Here is a 15,426-nt window from a genome sequence, read left to right on the forward strand (position 1 = left end):
CTCCGGGTGGTGTAGACCTTATGTTTTGGATATTCCGCATGACGAGACGGCAGGACGAGAGCAAGTGCAGCGACGCGTGACGCACAGGACGACATGGGGCAGGGGGCTGATCGCGGCGGTGTCCGCTCTCGGCATGACCGGAGCCCTGGCGAGCTGCGCGGGTGCGGTGGGCTCCGGGGACGTCACCCTGCGGCTGGTGGCCGCGGACTACGGGGACTCCTCGGCGAACAGTTCCGGCAAATACTGGGACCAGCTGGTCAAGGACTTCGAGGCGGAGCACCCCGGGATCAAGGTCGACGTCAGCGTCTACTCCTGGAACGACGTCGACCGCAAGGTCAGGGAGATGGTGGACCGGGGCGACGCCCCGGACATCGCGCAGATCGGGGCGTACGCGGACTACGCGGCGGCGGGCAGGCTGTACCCGGCCGACGACGTCCTCTCGATCCCCGTCCAGGCGGACTTCGCCTCGGAGCTGAGCGACGCCGGCAAGGTGAACCGGACCCAGTACGGCATGCCGTTCGCCGCCTCCACACGGATCCTCTTCTACAACAAGGCGCTGTTCTCCGAGGCCGGCATCACCACCCCGCCCCAGAGCTGGAGCGACCTCGCGACGGACGCGCAGCTGCTCAAGGCCAAGGGCGTGAAGTACCCGTACGCGCTGCCGCTGGGCCCCGAGGAGGCGCAGGCGGAGACGATGCAGTGGCTGCTCAGCGGCGGTGACGGCTACCTGGACGGCTTCGGCTCCTACGCCCTCGACTCCCCGCAGAACGTGGCCACCTTCACCTGGCTGAAGGACAACCTGGTGGGCAAGGGCCTGACGGGCCCGGTGGCCCCGGGGCAGCTGAACCGCGCCGACGCCTTCGCCGCGTTCACGCGCGGCGAGGTGGGCATGCTGAACGGCCACCCGTCCCTGATGAAGATGGCGCGGGAGAAGGGCGTGAAGTTCGGCATGGTGCCGATGCCCGGGATCAACGGCCGGGCGAAGTCGACCATGGGCGTGGCGGACTGGATGATGGCGTTCCGGCAGCACGGTCACCAGGACCAGATCCGTGAGTTCCTCGACTACGTGTACAGCGAGAAGAACGTGCTGTCCTTCTCCCGCGAGTACGACCTGCTGCCCGTGACCACCTCCGCGCAGGAGGCCATGGCGCAGTCGTCCGGGGACCGGGATCTGGAGCCGTTCCTGCAGGAGCTGCCGACCGCGGAGCTGTACCCGGTCGGCAAGACGTCGTGGGCGAGGGTCAGCGCGGACATAAAGCAGCAGATAGGCAAGGCGGTCGGCCCGGACGCGAGCCCGGCGGCGATCCTGGGCCAGCTGCAGCGGGCGGCCGTGACGGCGGACAACGCGGCCCGCTGACGGCAGGCACGCGGGGGAGTGTGTCGGACCCACCGGTTACGGTTCCGGCATGGACGACCTGAACCCGAGAGAGAAGGCCATCCTGGCCCTGGAGGGCCGCGGTTTCTCCGGGCCGGGGGCCAAGGAGCGGGCCGTACGCGAGGAGCTCGGCCTCGCCCCCGTCCGCTACTACCAGCTGCTCAACGCCCTCCTGGACGACCCCAGGGCCCTCGCCCACGCCCCGGTCACCGTCAACCGTCTCCGCCGCGTCCGGGAGGCGCGCCGCGCGGAACGCTGAACGCGCCACCCGCTCGCGATCCGGGCCGGTCGTCGATCGGGGCCCGGTCGTCGATCGGGGCCTGGTCGTCGATCGGGGGCCGGGGCGGATCGGCGCCCCGCACCCCGGGCGGATCGCCCGTCGGCCGCGCGGGTCATGGGGGCGCGCGCCCGGCGCGCCCCCATGACCCGTGGGTGCGCCCGGCTGGGCGCCGATAGGGTCGGACCCATGGGCAGCCACACGGACTCCTTGCCGACACCCGCCACTCCGGCGGGGCGTGACGGTCTCGACGCCATCCTCGCGCGGCCCGAACGGGCCGTCCTCGCCTTCGACTTCGACGGGACGCTCGCCCCGATCGTCCCCGACCCCGACCAGGCCCGCGCCCATCCGGACGCGGTCCCCGCCCTCGCGGCCCTCGCCCCGAAGGTCGCCTCCGTCGCGGTGGTCACCGGCCGTCCCGCCGGCGTCGCCGTCCGCAACGGTGGCTTCGCGGGCGTCCCCGGACTCGACCACCTCGTCGTCCTCGGCCACTACGGCGCCGAACGCTGGGACGCCCGCACCGGCACCGTCACCGCTCCGGCCCCCCACCCCGGAGTCGCCGCCGTCCGCGCCGAACTCCCCGGTCTCCTCGACGGGATCGGCGCCTGGCGCGGCACCTGGATCGAGGAGAAGGGCCGCGCCGTCGCCGTCCACACCCGCCGCGCCGAGGACCCGCAGGCCGCCTTCGAGGCCCTGCGCGAACCCCTCGCCGCCCTGGCCGCCCGCCACGGCCTGATCGTCGAACCCGGCCGCATGGTCCTGGAACTGCGCCCGCCGGGCATGGACAAGGGGGTGGCCCTCACGGAGTACGTCCGTGAGACCGGCGCCGAAGCGGTCCTGTACGCGGGCGACGACCTGGGCGATCTGTCCGCCTTCGCCGCCGTCGACAAACTCCGCTCCGACGGCGTCCCCGGCCTCCTGGTCTGCAGCGGCAGCGACGAGGTCACGGACCTGGCGAAGCGGGCGGACGTGGTGGTCGACGGCCCGGCAGGGGTGGTGCAGCTCCTGAGGTCGTTGGCACAGAGGCTGGCGTAGGGAGCTCTAGGCCTCCAGCGCGGCCAACTGATCCAGGAACCACCGGGCGGGCGGAAGCGCCGTGGCCTGCGCGGCCAGCCGCTTGGCGCGCTCCGCCCGCTCGTCCGCCGGCATCGACAGCGCGGCGTGGAGCGCGGCCGCCGTGCCCCCGATGTCGTACGGGTTCACCGTCACCGCGTCGTCGCCCAGCTCCTCGTGCGCCCCGGCCTCCCGGGACAGCACCAGGGCGCAGCCCTCGTCGGAGAGGACCGGGACCTCCTTGGCGACCAGGTTCATGCCGTCCCGGATGGGGTTCACGAGGGCCACGTCGGCGAGCCGGTACGCGGCCAGGGAGCGCGCGAAGTCGTCCTTGACGTGCATCTCGACCGGTACCCAGCCCGGTGTCCCGTACCGCTCGTTGATCTCCGCGGCCACCCGCTGGACCTCCGCCGTGTAGTCCCGGTAGACGGCCAGGTCCTGCCGGGACGGGTAGGCGAACGCCACGTGCACCACCCGTTCGCACCACTCGGGGTGGGACTCCAGCAGCTCCTCGTACGCCAGCAGGCCCCGCACGATGTTCTTCGACAGCTCCGTGCGGTCCACCCGCACGATCGCCCTGCGCGGGCGGCCGTCGGGTGCCGTCCCGATCTGCTCCCGCAGGATCGCCATCCGCTCGTCCACGTCCGGCTGGTGCGCCCGCCTGCGCAGGAACTCGGCGTCCGCACCCAGACCGTGCACCCCGATCCGCGTGTCCCCGAGCCCGCCGACGAGCGCCTCGCAGCACGCGGTGAACGCGTCCGCCCAGCGCCGGGTGAGGAACGCCGCCCGGTCCGCGCCCAGAATGCCGCGCAGCACCTGCGCCGCGATGTCGTCGGGCAGCAGGCGGAAGTAGTCCGGCGGGGCCCACGGCGTGTGGGAGAAGTGGCCGATCCGCAGGTCGGGGCGGAGTTCGCGGAGCATGCCGGGGGCCAGAGCGAGGTGGTAGTCCTGGATCAGCACCGCCGCGCCCTCGGCCGCCTCCTGGGCGAGCGCCTCGGCGAACGCCCGGTTGTACGCCTCGTACGACGCCCACTGACGCCGGAACTCCCGGCCGAAGACCGGCTCCAGCGGCGTCTGGTAGAGCATGTGGTGCACGAACCACAGCACCGAGTTCGCGATGCCGTTGTACGCGTCCGCGTGCACGTCCGGCGCGATGTCGAGCATCCGGACCCGCCGGCCTCCGGTGTCGGCCGGATCCAGCGCGCCACCCGTGCGGCGTACGGCCTCGCGGTCGCCGTCGTCGAGGGCCGCACACACCCATACGGCGTCCGCGTCCGGGCCGATCGCCGACAGGCCCGACACCAGGCCGCCTCCGCCGCGCTTGGCGGTGAGCTGCCCGGACCCGTCCAGCGTGTACGAGACGGGGCCACGGTTGGAGGCGACGAGGATGCGGGCGCCGTGCGCGTGCTGCGTGGAAGCCATGCCACGAAACCTAGCCCGAGCGGAAAACGCTCAAACGTACGGTTCGGCCGTATGCGGAATGGTCTCCGCCACGTCCGGTCGCCCGGTCGCCCGGGCGAGCACGGTTCAGGCCGCTTTCCGTTCCGTGTACTCCGCGATCTGCGCCATCGGCGGCCTCTCCTCGGTGTCCACGGAGTACGTCCGGGGCTCGAAGCCGTCCGACCCGCGTTCGAACTGGGTGAGGGCCGGGCGGATCAGATGGCCGCGGGCCAGGCGGAGCTGGGCCGTGCGGTAGATCGCGGCGGCCATCCGGCCGAGCGCCTGACCGTCCTGGTGGCGGTGCTTGCGCACCCCCACGTCGACCTGGGCCAGCGCGTCCAGGCCCACCAGGTGCAGCGCGTCCACCAGCATGCCCAGCTCGACGCCGTACCCGACCGGGAAGGGGAGCCGTTCCAGCAGGGAGCGGCGGGCCGCGTACTCGCCGCCGAGCGGCTGGACGAATCCGGCGAGCTGCGGCCAGTGCATGTTGAGCAGCGGGCGCGCCATCAGTTCCGTGACCCGGCCGCCCTGCCCCGCCGCCCCCGCGAGCGGCCGGTCGTACATCGCCTTCACCAGGTCCACGCCCGGGTCGGTGAGCAGCGGGCCCACGATCCCGGTCACGAAGTCCGACGAGAACTCCTTCAGGTCCGCGTCGACGAAGCAGACGATGTCCCCGCCGGTGACGAGCAGGGAGCGCCACAGCACCTCGCCCTTGCCGGGCACGGCCGGAATGCGCGGCAGGATCGTGTCGCGGTGCACGACCCTCGCGCCGGCCGCGGCGGCGACCTGGGAGGTGCGGTCGGTGGAGCCGGAGTCGACGACGACGATCTCGTCGACCAGCGGGACCTGACGCACGAGGTCGTGGCGGATGACGGAGACGATCTCGCCGACCGTCTCCTCCTCGTTGAGCGCGGGCAGCACGACGCTGACCGAGGAGCCCGAGGCGCGCTTCGCGGCCATGATCTGGTGGAGCGGGCGGTCGGTGACGGACCAGGAGCGGGTGCTCAGCCAGCGCTCGACTTCTTCCAGCACGGTCAGCGGCTCCTCACGTTCCTACGGGGTGGGGGTGAGTCGGGGACGGTCGAACGGGTCTCTCTTGTGATCCGTCTCGCGGTTCGGACGACTATCTCAACTCTCCCGGCCGTCGGTTACAGTCTTGAACAACGCCGGTGACCATCGCATGTCGGGGCCCACCGCGGCCCGCGCCGGCGAAACAATCACATACAGCTCATCCAGAGGGGCAGAGGGACACGGCCCGATGAAGCCCCGGCAACCCTCCAGCCGGCTCTCGTAGATCACTGTTGATCGTCTCCGCGAGGCTCCCGGCTAGGGAAGGTGCCAATTCCGTCTCACGGCGAGGTGCGTCGTGGGGAAGATGAGGAGAAAGGGCCTCGCCTGACATGGCTGTGCAGACCGTTGCAAGCACCACCGACTCCGTGAACCTCGGACCCGCCGCGGGCCTGTCCTGCCGCGAGTGCGGCCACCGGGTGCCGCTCGGCCCGGTCTTCGCCTGCGAGGAGTGTTTCGGTCCCCTCGAGGTCGCCTACGACTTCTCCGGCTACGGCACCGAGGAACTGCGGAAGCGGATCGAGGCGGGCCCCGCGAACATCTGGCGCTACGCGCCGCTGCTGCCGGTCCCGGCGGACGTCGCCGACAAGCCGAACCTCAACCCTGGCTGGACCAAGCTCGTCAAGGCCGACAACCTGGCGCGCGAGCTGGGCGTCACCGGCGGGTTGTATGTGAAGGACGACTCCGGTAACCCGACGCACTCCTTCAAGGACCGCGTGGTCGCCCAGGCGCTGGAGGCAGCGCGCGCCTTCGGCTTCACCACCCTGTCCTGCTCCTCCACCGGCAACCTCGCGGGCGCGGTCGGCGCCGCGGCGGCCCGGGCCGGCTTCCGCTCCTGCGTGTTCATCCCGCACGACCTGGAGCAGGGCAAGGTCGTCATGGCCGCGGTCTACGGCGGCGAGCTCGTCGGCATCGAGGGCAACTACGACGACGTGAACCGCTTCTGCTCGGAGCTGATCGGCGACCCGGCCGGCGAGGGCTGGGGCTTCGTCAACGTCAACCTGCGGCCGTACTACGCGGAGGGTTCCAAGACCCTGGCGTACGAGATCGCCGAGCAGCTCGGCTGGGAGCTGCCGGACCAGATCGTGGTGCCGATCGCCTCCGGCTCGCAGCTGACGAAGATCGACAAGGGCCTGCAGGAGCTGATCCGGCTCGGGCTCGTCGAGGACAAGCCGTACAAGATCTTCGGCGCGCAGGCCGAGGGCTGCTCACCGGTGTCGGTGGCGTACAAGGCGGGCCACGACGTGGTGCGGCCGCAGAAGCCGAACACCATCGCCAAGTCGCTGGCGATCGGCAACCCGGCCGACGGCCCGTACGTCCTGGACATCGCGCGCCGCACGGGCGGTGCCGTGGAGGACGTGACGGACGAGCAGATCGTCGACGCCATCAAGCTGCTGGCGCGCACCGAGGGCATCTTCGCCGAGACGGCGGGCGGCGTGACCGTCGGCGTCACGCGCAAGCTGATCGAGAACGGCGTCCTCGACCCGGCGAAGACGACGGTCGTCCTCAACACGGGGGACGGTCTGAAGACGCTGGACGCGGTGGCCGGCACCGGTCCGACCGCGACGATCCGTCCCACCCTCGAGTCCTTCCGCGAGGCCGGTCTCGTCTGACCTCCTCACCGCCCCACCCGCCAGCCGCACCCCGACCGGAGGTCACCCCCTATGAGCGTCACCGTCCGCATCCCCACCATCCTGCGCACCTACACCGGCGGCCGGGCCGAGGTCGCCGCCGAGGGCGCGACCCTCGCCGAGGTCATCGAGGACCTGGAGAAGAACCACACCGGCATCGCCGCCCGGGTGCTGGACGACCAGGGCAAGCTGCGCCGCTTCGTCAACGTGTACGTGAACGACGACGACGTCCGCTTCGAGCAGGGTCTCCAGACCGCCACACCGGACGGCGCGGGCGTCTCCATCATCCCCGCGGTGGCGGGCGGCTGACGGTCGTTCGGACGCACCGTCATTACCCTCGGTAACGTGCGTCACTCCCCGTTCATCGAATTGCCCTCTCCGTGAGAGAAACGGAGGGGGCAATTCTGCATGGTTGAGCGCGGTACAGTTGGGGAACACGCTCCCGGTCTTCCCCTCCGGGGCCGCGATCGGATGCCGCGCACCCGACGAGAAACAGCCAAAGTGTGCAGGGCTTTTGCGCCATTCGTTCCCTTTGCCGGGCCCGACTTGCCCTGAAATCGGGTGAATTCTCGGCACATTCCCGACCGGTCGCACCCCGAATTCTCGTCCGATTGACCTGTTGCAGAGGGCAGTTGGACAGATACATTCAGCCGCGGTCGACGCGTTCCGGCGCACGCCCCCAACCGTTGGGGGGTGAGGTCTGACCCGGATCCGCGAAGTGTGGATCCGTGCAAGGGCCAGTAATAGGGGAGTTAGGCATGGCTCAGGGCACCGTCAAGTGGTTCAACGCGGAGAAGGGGTACGGCTTCATCGCGGTCGACGGTGGTGCGGACGTCTTCGTCCACTACAGCGCGATCCAGATGGACGGCTACCGCACCCTGGAAGAGGGCCAGCGGGTCGAGTTCGAGATCTCGCAGGGTCAGAAGGGCCCGCAGGCGGACATGGTCCGCGTGACCGCCTGATACAACGCGCCGACGACTGCACTGTCCGACGTGTCGAGGGGCCCGCATCCCGTCCGGGATGCGGGCCCCTCGGTCTGTCCGGGACCTGCTCGGGCACCGCTCCGGGACGGGCGCCGGCAGGGGGCGCACCGCGGCGTTCACCTCCTCCTCTCCTCGGGGCCGCCCGCGCCCGCCCGTCACCCGACCACCACCCCTCGACGAGCCCGCTTCGCGGGAGCGCCTTGCACTCGGACGGTGCGAGTGCTAATCATTGGCGTTAGCACTCTGAAGGTGAGAGTGACAACAGAAGGACCGGGTCGGTGAGGCCGCGGACCGGGTGGGGCAAGGAACCTCCGGCCGGGGCCGTCCGTCGCGGGCGCGGGCGCGGTCCGAAGTAATCACCCCCAGTCCTGGAGGGACCACTTCACATGGCCAAGATCATCGCGTTCGACGAGGAGGCGCGGCGCGGCCTCGAGCGCGGCATGAACCAGCTCGCGGACGCCGTCAAGGTGACCCTCGGCCCCAAGGGCCGCAACGTCGTCCTCGAGAAGAAGTGGGGCGCCCCCACGATCACCAACGACGGTGTCTCCATCGCCAAGGAGATCGAGCTCGAGGACCCGTACGAGAAGATCGGCGCCGAGCTGGTCAAGGAAGTCGCCAAGAAGACGGACGACGTCGCCGGCGACGGTACGACCACCGCGACCGTGCTCGCCCAGGCGCTGGTCCGCGAGGGCCTGCGCAACGTGGCCGCCGGTGCCAACCCGATGGCCCTGAAGCGCGGTATCGAGAAGGCCGTCGAGGCCGTCTCCGCCTCGCTGCTCGAGCAGGCCAAGGACGTCGAGACCAAGGAGCAGATCGCCTCCACGGCCTCCATCTCCGCCGCCGACACCCAGATCGGCGAGCTGATCGCCGAGGCCATGGACAAGGTCGGCAAGGAAGGCGTCATCACCGTCGAGGAGTCGCAGACCTTCGGTCTGGAGCTGGAGCTCACCGAGGGCATGCGCTTCGACAAGGGCTACATCTCGGCGTACTTCGCCACCGACATGGAGCGTATGGAGGCCGTCCTCGACGACCCGTACATCCTGATCGCCAACTCCAAGATCTCCTCGGTCAAGGACCTGCTCCCGCTGCTGGAGAAGGTCATGCAGTCGGGCAAGCCGCTGCTGATCATCGCCGAGGACGTCGAGGGCGAGGCCCTGTCGACCCTGGTCGTCAACAAGATCCGCGGCACCTTCAAGTCCGTCGCCGTCAAGGCCCCGGGCTTCGGCGACCGCCGCAAGGCCATGCTCGGCGACATCGCCATCCTCACGGGCGGCGAGGTCATCTCCGAGGAGGTCGGCCTCAAGCTGGAGAACGCGACCCTGGACCTCCTGGGCCGCGCCCGCAAGGTCGTCATCACCAAGGACGAGACCACCATCGTCGACGGTGCCGGCTCCGCCGACCAGGTCTCCGGCCGCGTCAACCAGATCCGCGCCGAGATCGAGAACAGCGACTCCGACTACGACCGCGAGAAGCTGCAGGAGCGCCTGGCGAAGCTCGCTGGCGGCGTGGCCGTCATCAAGGCCGGTGCCGCGACCGAGGTGGAGCTCAAGGAGCGCAAGCACCGCATCGAGGACGCCGTCCGCAACGCGAAGGCGGCCGTCGAGGAGGGCATCGTCGCCGGTGGTGGCGTGGCCCTGGTCCAGGCGGCGCAGAACTCCTTCGAGAAGCTGGAGCTCGAGGGCGACGAGGCCGTCGGCGCCGAGATCGTCCGCAAGGCTCTGACCGCCCCGCTGACCCAGATCGCCGTCAACGCCGGCCTCGAGGGCGGCGTCGTGGTGGAGAAGGTCCGCAACCTCACCCCGGGCCACGGCCTGAACGCCGCGACCGGCGAGTACGTGGACATGATCGCCCAGGGCATCATCGACCCGGCGAAGGTGACCCGTTCCGCGCTGCAGAACGCCGCCTCCATCGCCGCGCTGTTCCTCACCACCGAGGCCGTCATCGCCGACAAGCCGGAGAAGGCCGCCGCGCCTGCCGGTGGCGGCATGCCGGGCGGTGACATGGACTTCTGATCCGGCCGGATCAGCCTGTCCTCTCCGAGGGCGGCACCCCCTGTCCGTGACAGGGGGTGCCGCCCTCGGGCGTGTCCGGGATCACAGAGTCCGGCCACCGGGCCGGGAATGTGGGTCACCGCACGGGCGGTTGCTTCAGTAGCTGCAAAAATGCGCACGCACATACCGAGCGGTCAACACCGTCACCCACGAGGAGCCCCCACATGACCGTCACGACGCCCGCCTCCCGCGCGGCCCAGCTGCTGTCCCGCCCGATCGCGCTCAACGGCCTCACCGTTCCGAACCGGATCGTGATGGCGCCGATGACCCGTATGTTCTCCCCGGGCGGCGTCCCCGGTGAGGACGTGCGCTCGTACTACGCCCGTCGCGCCGCCGCCGGAGTCGGGCTCATCGTCACCGAGGGTACCTACGTGGGCCACGAGTCGGCCGGTCAGAGCGACCGCGTACCGCGGTTCCACGGCGAGGAGCAGCTGGCGGGCTGGGCGAAGGTCGCCGACGCGGTGCACGCGGCGGGCGGCAGGATCGTGCCGCAGCTGTGGCACATCGGCATGGTCCGCAAGCAGGGCGAGCCCCCCTTCTCGGACGCCCCCGCCGTCGGCCCCTCGGGCCTCGTCACCGCGGGCGCCGAGCCCACCGGCAAGGCGATGACCCAGCAGGACCTGGACGACGTCGTCGCCGCGTTCGCCCAGGCCGCCGCGGACGCCGAGCGCATCGGCTTCGACGGCGTGGAGATCCACGGCGCCCACGGCTACCTCGTCGACCAGTTCCTGTGGGAGGGCACCAACCGGCGCACCGACGCCTACGGCGGCGACCCGGTGGCCCGCACCACATTCGCCGCGGAGATCGTCGCCGCCGTCCGCGAGACGGTGTCCCCCGGCTTCCCGGTCCTGTTCCGCTACTCGCAGTGGAAGCAGCAGGACTACACCGCCCGTCTCGCCGAGACCCCCGAGGAGCTGGAGGCCATCCTCACCCCGCTCGCGGCGGCGGGCGTGGACGCCTTCCACGCCTCCACGCGCCGCTACTGGCTCCCCGAGTTCGAGGGCTCGGACCTCAACCTCGCGGGCTGGACGAAGAAGCTCACCGGCAAGCCGGCCATCACGGTCGGTTCGGTGGGCCTGGACGGCGACTTCATCCACGCGTTCCAGGGCGAGGGCGCCCCGGTCAAGAGCCTCGACAACCTCCTGGACCGCCTGGAGGCGGAGGAGTTCGACCTGGTGGCGGTGGGCCGGGCCCTGCTCCAGGACCCGGAGTGGGCGCGGAAGGTCCTCGAGGGCCGCTTCGACGACCTGACCTCGTACGACGCGGCGGCGGTGAAGACCCTGCACTGACGCGGACGCCCGGCCGGCCGTCCACAGCCCCGCGCTCTTCCGAAGGGCGCGGGGCTGTGTGGTGTGCGGCGGCGGGGCGCCCTTCGGTCCGGTCCCCCGGTACGGACGCCCGCGCCCGACGGCCCGGCCGAGGCCCGTGGAGGCCCGACGAGGCCAGGGCGTAGAGTCCAACTGATCGTCAGGCCCGGCGGTCGCCGTCCCGCTCAGGCGGGCGGCGGCCGCCGGGCCGCCCACGCACCATGCTCCACGGGCACCTGGACGAAGGGCCCGTCCCGGCAACCAGTGAGGGGTCACAGATGACGAAAGCCGAGACCCGCAGGCCGACCGCCGACGAGGAGCCCGGGCCCGTGGTGCGCACCACGGCCGGTGCGGTGCGCGGACGCCGGGAGGACGGCCTCGCGGTGTTCCGCGGCATACCGTTCGCCGAGCCGCCGGTGGGGGAGGCCCGCTTCCAGGCGCCGCGCCCGGCACGGACCTGGGAGGGCGTACGGGAGGCGTACGCGTTCGGGCCGCCGCCCCCGCAGGAGATCGGCCTCCAGGGCCGTACCGGCTTCCTGGGCAGGAGCCCGGGCGACGACTGGCTGACGGTGAACGTCTGGACGCCCGACCCGGATCCGGCCGCCCGCCGCCCCGTGATGGTGTGGATCCACGGTGGCGCCTACAAGCTCGGCCACGCGGGCAGCCCCGGCTACGACGCCCGGCACCTCGCCCGCGACGGCGACCTCGTCGTCGTCACCTTCAACTACCGCGTGGGCATCGAGGGCTTCACCCGCATCGAAGGGGCCCCCGCCAACCGCGGCCTGCTGGACCAGCTCGCGGCCCTGGAGTGGGTGCGCGACAACATCGAGACCTTCGGCGGCGACCCGCAGCAGGTCACCGTCTTCGGCGAGTCGGCGGGCGCCGGCTCGATCGCCGCGCTGCTGGCCATGCCCCGCGCGGCCGGGCTGTTCCGGCGGGCGATCGCCCAGAGCGTGCCGGGCACGTACTTCTCCGACGAACTGGCCCGCGACCTCGCGACCGCCCTCGCCGCCGAGGCGGGCCTGCGTCCCACGGCCGCCGCGCTGTCGGCCGTGGACCCGCGCCGGCTCACCGACGCGGGCCAGGCGTTGAGCGCGAAGATGCTCCAGTACCAGGACCGCTGGGGGCAGGTCGCGCCCACGGTGACCCCCTTCTCGCCGGTCGTGGACGGGGAGGTGCTGCCCACCACCCCCTGGCGGGCGCTGGCGGACGGCGCCGGCCGGGACGTCGAGCTGATCACCGGGCACAACCGGGAGGAGTACCGGCTCTTCCTGGTCCTCGGCGGCATGCTCGGCCGGGTCACCGACGAACAGGTCACGGGAGCCCTGCGCCTGTTCGCACCGGGCCCGGACGGCGAGGCCGCCTACCGCGCCGCGTTCCCCGACGCCACGCCCGACGAGCTGTACGAGCGGATCCAGTCCGACTGGCTCTTCCGCATGCCGACCCTGCACCTGGCCGAGGCGCAGGTGACCGGGGGCGGCCGCGCGCACGTGTACGAACTGACCTGGCCCGCCCCGGGCAGCGGAGGCGTCCTGCGCGCCTGCCACGCCCTGGACGTCCCGCTCCTCTTCGGCACCTTCACGGCGGACCTCGGCGCCCTGCTGTTCGCGGGCGTGGAGCCGGGCCCGGAGGCCGAAGCGCTGGCCTCCCGTTTCCGCACGTCCTGGACGACGTTCGCGCGGACGGGCGACCCGGGCTGGCCGCCGTACGACACCGAGCGCCGGCTGGTGCAGGTGCTGGACGTGCACCCGACGGTCACCGCGTACCCGGAGGAGCCGTCGCGGCGCATCTGGGAGGGGCACGAGTTCCCGGCGCTGCCGCTGCTCGAACGTCCGTAGCGCTCATCGAGACGCTGCCGGCGCTGCTGCGCGGGGCGGCGGCCTCCGACCTGCCCGCCCGGGGGGAGATCGCCCGTCTCGCCCAGCCCGCACTTGTCCTCACCTGGAGCGGTGACCCCGGGCGCCCGGTCTCCACGGCGGGACAACTCGCCGAGCTGCCGCCCGACGCGCGGCTGCACGCCTCCCACGACCCCGCCGACATCGCGACCTGGGACGAGCGCATCGCGGAGTTCCTGCGGGGACAGGTCCGCGCGCATCCGGCGCGGGCGCGAGCGGGCGGGGAAAAGCGGGCATTCATCGCGGTCCCCGTGGCACCTGGGTCGCCATGAGCGGGAAGCGAACGGTGGCGCGGCAGGTGGGGGGCCAGGTGCGGACGGCCGCAGGGGCGGTACGGCGGGCCCGGGCGGAACCCGGCCGGGAGCGGGACATCGTCGTCCAGGCACTGAAGGCGGCACTGGCCGCCTGGGTGGCCTGGGCGGTGGCGGGCTGGTGGCTGAAGGCGCCGGTGGCCTTCGTGGCGCCCTGGGTGGCGGTCGTCCTGGTGGAGTCGACCGTGTACCGGTCGATCGCGCGCGGGCTGCAGCAGCTCGCGGCGATCGCCACCGGCACGGTCGTGGCGACGGCGGCGGCCCTTGCGCTGGACGACACGATGACCGCCATGGCACTGGTCCTGCCCACGGTGGTGCTGCTGGGTCAGTGGCAGCGCCTGGGCAGCCAGGGCATCTACGCGGCCACCGGCGCGCTGTTCGTCCTGACCAACGGGCAGGCCACCGTCGCCACCTCGGCCGCCCGGATCGCCGAGGCGGTCTTCGGCGCCCTGGTCGGGATCGCCGTCAACGCGCTGATCCGGCCCCCGGTGTATCTTCGCGACAGCCGGGCGGCCCTCCAGGACGCCACCGGGGAGGCCCACGACATCCTCGAGGCGGTGGCCGAGGGGATGGCCGAGGACCGGTGGGACGCCGACGAGGCCGCCGACTGGCACGAACGCGCACTGCGCCTGGGACGCCTGGTGGACCAGGCCCGCTCCGCGATCGGCTGGAGCCGGGAGAGCATGCGCATCAACCTCTGCCGCCGCTCGCGCGCCCACTCCGCGCCGGGCAAGGACTACGACGACGCGGTCGTCGTCCTCGACTACGCCGCCGTGCACACCGCCGGCGTCACCCGGGCGGTCCTGGAGGCCGCGTCCGAGGACCGCCCGGGGACCCGGCCGGACCCCTCCGTCGCCCGCCGCTACGCGGACTTCCTGCACCAGACCGCGCAGGCCCTCCGCTCCTACTGCCGAAGCCGCTTCGGCACCCAGGACGACCACGAGCTGCGCCACGCCGTGCGCAAGCTGCGCGACACGCAGGACGAACTGAGCCGGCACCTGACCCGCTCGGTACCGGACGACCCCGACCAGGTCGCCACCTACGGCACCCTGCTGACGCAGGCGCGCCGTCTGGTCGACCAGCTCGTCGCCACGGAGCCGTGAGGCCGTCCCGCCCGTGTCGCGCGGGCGTGCAGGACCATGGAGACCGGTGCCGACCGCTCATCCCCAGCCGCACGGGAGACCACCGATGACACAGCCCCCGCTTCCCGGAGTCCTGGCCGACATCGCCCCGATCCTCGACCACTGGGGCTACCTGGCGGTCGCCGGCCTGGTCTTCGTGGAGGACTTCGGGGTGCCGGTACCCGGTGAGACGGTCCTGATCGTCGCCGCCGTCTACGCGGGCGCGGGCCGGCTCAACATCGTCCTGGTGGCCGTCATCGCCTTCCTCGCCGCCGTGCTCGGCGACAACATCGGCTACGCCATCGGCCGCTTCGGCGGCCACCGGCTCGTCGAGCGCTACGGCCGCTACGTCCTGCTCACCCCGGCCCGCGTCGAGAAGGCGGAGGGCTTCTTCACCCGGCACGGCGGCAAGGTGGTCACCGTGGCCAGGTTCATCGAGGGCCTGCGCCAGGCGAACGGGATCATCGCAGGGATGGCCGGAATGCACTGGCGCCGCTTCCTGGCCTTCAACGCCCTGGGCGCGGCCCTGTGGGTCGGCGCCTGGGTCACGTTCGGCGGCCTGGCCGGGGCCCACCTGAACACGCTCTACCCGGCGATCCGGCGCTACGAGCTGTACGTACTGGTCACCATGGCCGTGCTGATCCTGATCCTCGTCGGGCGCAGCGTGTACCACCGCCGCCACGGTGACGCCGCGCAGCAGCCGGATCAGTGACCGGTGGTTTGCACGGCACGGGAGCGGGACCCGGCAGAGCGGGCGCCCGGCACCGTACGGCTCCCGGTGATGACGGCGTCATCACCGCGCCCGCCGCGCCCGCCGCGGCCGGGTCGGCGGTTCGGGGCCGACCGCCACCGGCCAGTGATGCCCCTTGCCGGCACGCAAGCACCGGTAGTGCTTCGTCAGGTGATGAGGGGGT

Annotated in this window: 13 protein-coding genes and 1 riboswitch; of the genes, 11 read left to right on the forward strand and 2 right to left on the reverse strand. The window is 72.0% G+C overall.

Translation table 11 applies throughout. From position 1 onward, the window contains the following. The first annotated feature begins 64 nt into the window (after positions 1–64). From AC5WS8_RS17655 to otsB, 3 genes are all read left to right on the forward strand, one after another. Positions 65–1,357, forward strand: coding sequence for an ABC transporter substrate-binding protein (locus AC5WS8_RS17655; protein ID WP_496104346.1), 1,293 nt, complete (start codon positions 65–67; stop codon positions 1,355–1,357). 49 nt (positions 1,358–1,406) lie between these two features. Then, a complete protein-coding gene (locus tag AC5WS8_RS17660) occupies positions 1,407–1,634 on the forward strand; it encodes a DUF3263 domain-containing protein (protein WP_496104347.1) in 228 nt (75 codons plus the stop codon). 207 nt (positions 1,635–1,841) lie between these two features. Beyond that, entirely contained in the window at positions 1,842–2,687 is an 846-nt protein-coding gene (gene otsB, locus AC5WS8_RS17665) for a trehalose-phosphatase (protein ID WP_496104348.1), read from the forward strand. 6 nt (positions 2,688–2,693) lie between these two features. Here the strand turns inward: otsB and AC5WS8_RS17670 are convergent, their stop codons facing one another. Both AC5WS8_RS17670 and AC5WS8_RS17675 read right to left on the reverse strand, forming a co-directional pair. Further along, positions 2,694–4,127: an alpha,alpha-trehalose-phosphate synthase (UDP-forming) gene (locus AC5WS8_RS17670; protein WP_496104349.1), complete on the reverse strand. Its 1,434-nt coding sequence runs from the start codon at positions 4,125–4,127 to the stop codon at positions 2,694–2,696. Positions 4,128–4,232: 105 nt separating this feature from the next. After that, on the reverse strand, positions 4,233–5,177 hold the full coding sequence (locus AC5WS8_RS17675; RefSeq protein WP_496104350.1) for a glucosyl-3-phosphoglycerate synthase: 945 nt from the start codon (positions 5,175–5,177) through the stop codon (positions 4,233–4,235). Positions 5,178–5,370: 193 nt separating this feature from the next. Next, positions 5,371–5,527: riboswitch (SAM riboswitch) on the forward strand. An 18-nt stretch (positions 5,528–5,545) separates the two neighbouring features. Here AC5WS8_RS17675 and thrC point away from each other — a divergent pair. The 8 genes from thrC to AC5WS8_RS17715 all read left to right on the forward strand — a co-directional run bounded on the left by thrC (position 5,546) and on the right by AC5WS8_RS17715 (position 15,224). Beyond that, positions 5,546–6,826, forward strand: a complete 1,281-nt coding sequence (gene thrC / locus AC5WS8_RS17680; protein WP_496104351.1) for a threonine synthase — start codon at positions 5,546–5,548, stop codon at positions 6,824–6,826. Between the two features lie 51 nt (positions 6,827–6,877). After that, the gene (locus tag AC5WS8_RS17685; RefSeq protein ID WP_363213747.1) at positions 6,878–7,153 is read left to right on the forward strand and encodes a MoaD/ThiS family protein; all 276 of its coding nucleotides are present in this window, start codon (positions 6,878–6,880) and stop codon (positions 7,151–7,153) included. Positions 7,154–7,602: 449 nt separating this feature from the next. Further along, positions 7,603–7,806: a cold-shock protein gene (locus AC5WS8_RS17690; RefSeq protein ID WP_004986573.1), complete on the forward strand. Its 204-nt coding sequence runs from the start codon at positions 7,603–7,605 to the stop codon at positions 7,804–7,806. Between the two features lie 407 nt (positions 7,807–8,213). Continuing rightward, positions 8,214–9,839 (forward strand): chaperonin GroEL, encoded by a 1,626-nt coding sequence (groL, locus tag AC5WS8_RS17695; RefSeq protein WP_496104352.1) that lies wholly within the window; start codon positions 8,214–8,216, stop codon positions 9,837–9,839. 203 nt (positions 9,840–10,042) lie between these two features. Next, a complete protein-coding gene (locus AC5WS8_RS17700; RefSeq protein WP_496104353.1) occupies positions 10,043–11,167 on the forward strand; it encodes an NADH:flavin oxidoreductase in 1,125 nt (374 codons plus the stop codon). A 296-nt stretch (positions 11,168–11,463) separates the two neighbouring features. After that, the gene (locus AC5WS8_RS17705; protein WP_496104354.1) at positions 11,464–13,023 is read left to right on the forward strand and encodes a carboxylesterase/lipase family protein; all 1,560 of its coding nucleotides are present in this window, start codon (positions 11,464–11,466) and stop codon (positions 13,021–13,023) included. A gap of 325 nt (positions 13,024–13,348) precedes the next feature. Next, positions 13,349–14,494, forward strand: coding sequence for an FUSC family protein (locus AC5WS8_RS17710; RefSeq protein ID WP_496104355.1), 1,146 nt, complete (start codon positions 13,349–13,351; stop codon positions 14,492–14,494). An 85-nt stretch (positions 14,495–14,579) separates the two neighbouring features. Continuing rightward, positions 14,580–15,224: a DedA family protein gene (locus tag AC5WS8_RS17715; RefSeq protein ID WP_496104356.1), complete on the forward strand. Its 645-nt coding sequence runs from the start codon at positions 14,580–14,582 to the stop codon at positions 15,222–15,224. The last annotated feature ends 202 nt before the right edge of the window (positions 15,225–15,426 follow it).

The sequence above is a fragment of the Streptomyces sp. PTL18 genome (assembly GCF_059510295.1).

Coding starts and splice junctions, on each gene's coding strand:
- AC5WS8_RS17690 (WP_004986573.1), top strand. CDS start 7,603: ATGGCTCAGGGCACCGTCAAGTGGTTCAACGCGGAGAAGGGGTACGGC.
- AC5WS8_RS17715 (WP_496104356.1), top strand. CDS start 14,580: ATGACACAGCCCCCGCTTCCCGGAGTCCTGGCCGACATCGCCCCGATC.
- AC5WS8_RS17660 (WP_496104347.1), top strand. CDS start 1,407: ATGGACGACCTGAACCCGAGAGAGAAGGCCATCCTGGCCCTGGAGGGC.
- AC5WS8_RS17705 (WP_496104354.1), top strand. CDS start 11,464: ATGACGAAAGCCGAGACCCGCAGGCCGACCGCCGACGAGGAGCCCGGG.
- AC5WS8_RS17700 (WP_496104353.1), top strand. CDS start 10,043: ATGACCGTCACGACGCCCGCCTCCCGCGCGGCCCAGCTGCTGTCCCGC.
- AC5WS8_RS17670 (WP_496104349.1), bottom strand. CDS start 4,127: ATGGCTTCCACGCAGCACGCGCACGGCGCCCGCATCCTCGTCGCCTCC.
- groL (WP_496104352.1), top strand. CDS start 8,214: ATGGCCAAGATCATCGCGTTCGACGAGGAGGCGCGGCGCGGCCTCGAG.
- AC5WS8_RS17685 (WP_363213747.1), top strand. CDS start 6,878: ATGAGCGTCACCGTCCGCATCCCCACCATCCTGCGCACCTACACCGGC.
- otsB (WP_496104348.1), top strand. CDS start 1,842: ATGGGCAGCCACACGGACTCCTTGCCGACACCCGCCACTCCGGCGGGG.
- AC5WS8_RS17710 (WP_496104355.1), top strand. CDS start 13,349: ATGAGCGGGAAGCGAACGGTGGCGCGGCAGGTGGGGGGCCAGGTGCGG.
- thrC (WP_496104351.1), top strand. CDS start 5,546: ATGGCTGTGCAGACCGTTGCAAGCACCACCGACTCCGTGAACCTCGGA.